The organism is Stenotrophomonas sp. STEN022, from assembly GCF_056760155.1.
This window is the reverse complement of the sequence record NZ_JBRREG010000174.1, coordinates 1-3,760: the sequence shown is the minus strand read 5'-3', so window position 1 is coordinate 3,760 and position 3,760 is coordinate 1. Positions and strand designations below refer to the sequence as shown.

Sequence of the window (3,760 nt, the reverse complement as noted above, 5' to 3'; positions counted from 1 at the left end):
GGGGTACGGAAAGCTCAGCACCCATTGCCGCACAGGCCGCGGGCCGAACACCTCCTCGACCAGGTGCCGCGCCGACTCGGCCATGCGTCGCGCGCCGCAACTCGGGCAGAAGCCGCGCTTCTTGCAGGAATACGCCACCAGCCTCTCGGCACGACAGTGCTCGCAGACCACGCGCAGGAAGCCGTGCTCGAGCACGCCGCAGCGCAGGTAGGTCTCGAACTCCTCGCGCACATACTCGGGCAGCGGGCGGTCTTCTACCTCACGGCGCGCGAGAAAGTCCGGCCAATGCGCCTGCACCAGCGAATACAGCAGCGTGCGCTCGGGACGGTGAGGCGCATAGCGAGCCGTGGGCAGATGCGCTGCCGGCGACGTTGCGTGCGCCACGGCATCCTGCAGCTGCGACACGGTCGCGGCGAGGCGCGGCACGAAACACTCCGGTGCAGGGAATGGCTGCTCAGGCTTGCGCCCGCCCCGGCCGGTTCATATCGGCCTTTATGAGCTGCACCTCACACCGCTGGAGCTGATCGACCGCATTGCCGCGCTGGTTCCCCCGCCACGCACCCACCGGCACCGCTATTTTGGCGTGTTGGCACCCAACTCGCCGCTCAGGGCTGCGGTGACGGCGCTGGCGACACCGGCGCAAGCCGCTCCCGTGCTGGGCGCGTCGATCAGCACGGGGGAGTGCGCGCCTGGTGTGGTACCGATGAGCAGCGCGCTGCCATCCCAGAGCGAGCCGGTGCTGCCCAAGCGTGCAGCGCACTACCTGTGGGCGGTGCTGATCGCCCGCATCTACGAGGTGTTCCCCCTCTTGTGTCCGCTGTGTGGCGGGCATATGCGCATCATCGCGTTCATTACGCACAGCGCTGACATCCGGCACATCCTGGACCACATCGGGGCAGATTCAGAGCCACCCCGCATCTCCCCGGCGCGCGGGCCACCGCTGTGGGATGACTGTAGTGATGCGCAGATGGATGACGGGGCGCAAACCGAGCCAGCAGACTGGGACCTAGCGGCGCAACCGGCACCGGACTTTGAGGTCGATCAGCGCATCAGTTGGTGAATGAACAAAGCGGCGATTTTGACTTGCCGCGAACTGGCTCTGCGCCCGGTACACGCCGAGCGCCGCAAATCACTCTCCTGAACGCCAAACCCTGGTGGTGAACCTGACACCTGGGCGGGAAAATCGAGTGTCTCAGCCGGCTTGATGGCGCTTCCGCGGTGCGATACTTGGCCTCATGCGGTTAAAACGCCTATCCGTGTCCGGTACATTGGCCCAAGGGGACCACTCGCAGGGGATACTTGATGCGACAGGACGACGACGCTGCACTCGCTTCCGGTACTACATCCGATGGCTGGTTCACCCGGCTCCGGCGTTCGCTGCTGGCGCGCCTTGGCAATACCGGGCTCGTGCTGGGGACGTTGTTCTTCGCCGCCTCGCTCACGCCCAGCCTCACGCCACGGATCACGGTCGCGCAGGCGGTGCTGTCGGGCATGTGCCTGGCCGCCGGCTACGGCCTGGGCGTGCTGCTGCGCTGGCTGTGGGGATACCTGGAGCTGCCGCTCCCCGGGCCGGCGGGACAGCCGCGTCGCCGCCGTATCGCGGTCGTCGCCTGCGCGGTCATCGCCGCGCTCGCGCTTTGGCGCAGCCAGCATTGGGAAAACATCGTCCGCGAACTGATGCACCTGGCTCCCGCCGGTCCATCGCGCATCCTGGGCGTACTCGCGGGTGCGGCGGTCGTGGCGCTGCTGCTGGTCGTGCTGGGCCGCATCGCGCTGATGATCATCAAGGCGGTGATGCGCCTGGTCACCCACAAGGTGCCGCGACGGATCGCGCACGTGGTCGGTGCGATCGCCGGCGTGCTGCTGCTGGTGGGCCTGGTCAACGGCGTGATCCTGTCCTCGTTGCTGGACACCCTGGACGCCTCCTATCGCCAGGCCGATGCACTGATCCCGCCCGACATGCCGCCGCCGACCGAATGGGACAGCCCCGGCAGCGCGCAGTCGCTAGTGGCCTGGAACCAGCTCGGGCGCATGGGCCGGCGCTACGTCGATGCCCGCCCCACCGCCGACGAACTCACCGCCTACGCCGGTCCCGGCGCCAAGGCGCCGCTGCGCGTGTACGCGGGCCTGCCCACCGGCGACACGCCCGAAGAGCGCGCCCAGCTGGCGCTGGAAGAACTCAAGCGCGTCGGCGGCTTCGAGCGCAAGGCGCTGATCATCATCACTCCGACCGGCACCGGTTGGGTCGACCCGTCCGGCATCGACGGCATCGAATATCTCTACCGCGGCGATGTGGCCAGCGTCGCGGTGCAGTACTCGTACCTGTCCAGTCCGCTGACGCTGTTCCTGGATCCGGACACAGGCGGGGTCACCGCGCGCGCACTGTTCCGCGAGGTCTACGGCTACTGGCGCACGCTGCCGCCCGAGCGGCGGCCGAAGCTGTACCTGCACGGCCTGAGCCTGGGCGCGCTCAATTCGGAACGCTCGTTCGAGATGTTCGAGCTGCTCGGCGAACCATTCGATGGCGCGGTCTGGAGCGGACCTCCGTTCGCCGCCAGCAAGTGGGCCGGGCTGACCCGCTCGCGCAATCCCGGTTCGCCGGTGTGGCTGCCGCAGTTCCAGGACGGCTCGTTCGTCCGCTTCATGAACCAGGACGGCAGCTCCACCCCGCCCGGCACGCCGTGGGGCCCGATGCGCGTGGTCTACCTGCAGTACGGCAGCGACGCGGTGACGTTCTTCGACCGTCACGGCTTGTTCCGCGAACCGGAACTGCTCGATGCCCCGCGCCCGCCGGACGTATCCCCGGCGATGCGCTGGTATCCGGTCGTGACGATGATGCAGATGGCAATGGATACTTCGCTGTCGATGAGCGCACCAATGGGTTTCGGCCACGTCTACGCGCCATCGCACTACATCAACGCCTGGCTGGAAGTCACCGGCATCGACGACTGGTCGCCCGAAGACGTGGCCCGCCTGCAGCGCCACCTGGATGAGCGCCGGGCCGAAGAGCTGTCCAAGGATGGCGGCGAGGAGACCGTGGACGGCTGAACGTCGACGGTCTTGCGTGGACCGGCACCCTCAGTACATCCCGACCATGTTGAGGAACCAGCCCTCGTGGTCGTAGTCGAAGTCGGTCAGGTCGTCGCTGAACTCGGTGAAGTTGTAGCCGGCGCCGATGCGGAAGTTCTTGCCGATGTCGCGGTCCAGTCCGACCAGCCAGCCCTGCCGCGTGCCGCCGGCCTGCACGTCCAGCCAGCGGTATTCGGCCAGCGCGTGCCAGGCGTAGACCACCTCGTAGCGCAGCTGTAGCGCGGCGAAGTCGGTGGCCGAGTCGAACCACGGCCCGCTGCCGCGTCCGTAGCGCACCTCGCCCTCGCGCCGGGCGAGCTTGCCGGCCACTTCCCAATGCTGGTCGTGGCGGTAGACGCCTTCCACCGACAGCACCTGGGTTTTCTGGTCGTAGTCCTGCTCGCGCTGGCCCAGGCTGGAGAGGTCGTACAGGTAGGTGTAGCGGCCGAACATTTCCCAGCGCGCGCTATCCCACGGCCGCCAGGCGAAGCCGGCGTTGCCTTCGATGAAGCGCGCGTTCGCCAGGCGGTCGCGATGGTCGTCGGTGTCGGCGTAGTTCAGCCGGCCGGCGATGCGGAAGCGGGTATAGGAAGTTCAACCGCCCTTTTTTGCGAGTCTGGCGGGTAGGAAGCGGCCGCGCAAGCGCCGCTTTGGGCACAGATCGGGCACAGATCGGGGGTTCATGCGTGGG

Annotated in this window: 3 protein-coding genes and 1 pseudogene; 2 read left to right on the top strand and 2 right to left on the bottom strand. The window is 67.7% G+C overall.

From position 1 onward, the window contains the following. Positions 1 to 426, bottom strand: a 426-nt coding sequence (locus ACVOMF_RS20625) for a transposase zinc-binding domain-containing protein (RefSeq protein WP_481510933.1), incomplete at its 3' end; no start/stop codon positions are given. 70 nt (positions 427 to 496) lie between these two features. On the opposite strand from ACVOMF_RS20625, the pseudogene ACVOMF_RS20620 reads away from it, so the two are divergent. Further along, a pseudogene (locus ACVOMF_RS20620) lies at positions 497 to 1,060 on the top strand (transposase); the annotation flags it as partial. Between the two features lie 242 nt (positions 1,061 to 1,302). Further along, positions 1,303 to 3,048 (top strand): alpha/beta hydrolase, encoded by a 1,746-nt coding sequence (locus tag ACVOMF_RS20615; protein ID WP_481510932.1) that lies wholly within the window; start codon positions 1,303 to 1,305, stop codon positions 3,046 to 3,048. Positions 3,049 to 3,078: 30 nt separating this feature from the next. Here ACVOMF_RS20615 and ACVOMF_RS20610 read toward each other — a convergent pair whose 3' ends face one another. Next, entirely contained in the window at positions 3,079 to 3,522 is a 444-nt protein-coding gene (locus ACVOMF_RS20610) for a hypothetical protein (RefSeq protein ID WP_047290313.1), read from the bottom strand. Positions 3,523 to 3,760 lie beyond the last annotated feature (238 nt).

Coding starts and splice junctions, on each gene's coding strand:
- ACVOMF_RS20615 (WP_481510932.1), top strand. CDS start 1,303: ATGCGACAGGACGACGACGCTGCACTCGCTTCCGGTACTACATCCGAT.
- ACVOMF_RS20610 (WP_047290313.1), bottom strand. CDS start 3,522: ATGTTCGGCCGCTACACCTACCTGTACGACCTCTCCAGCCTGGGCCAG.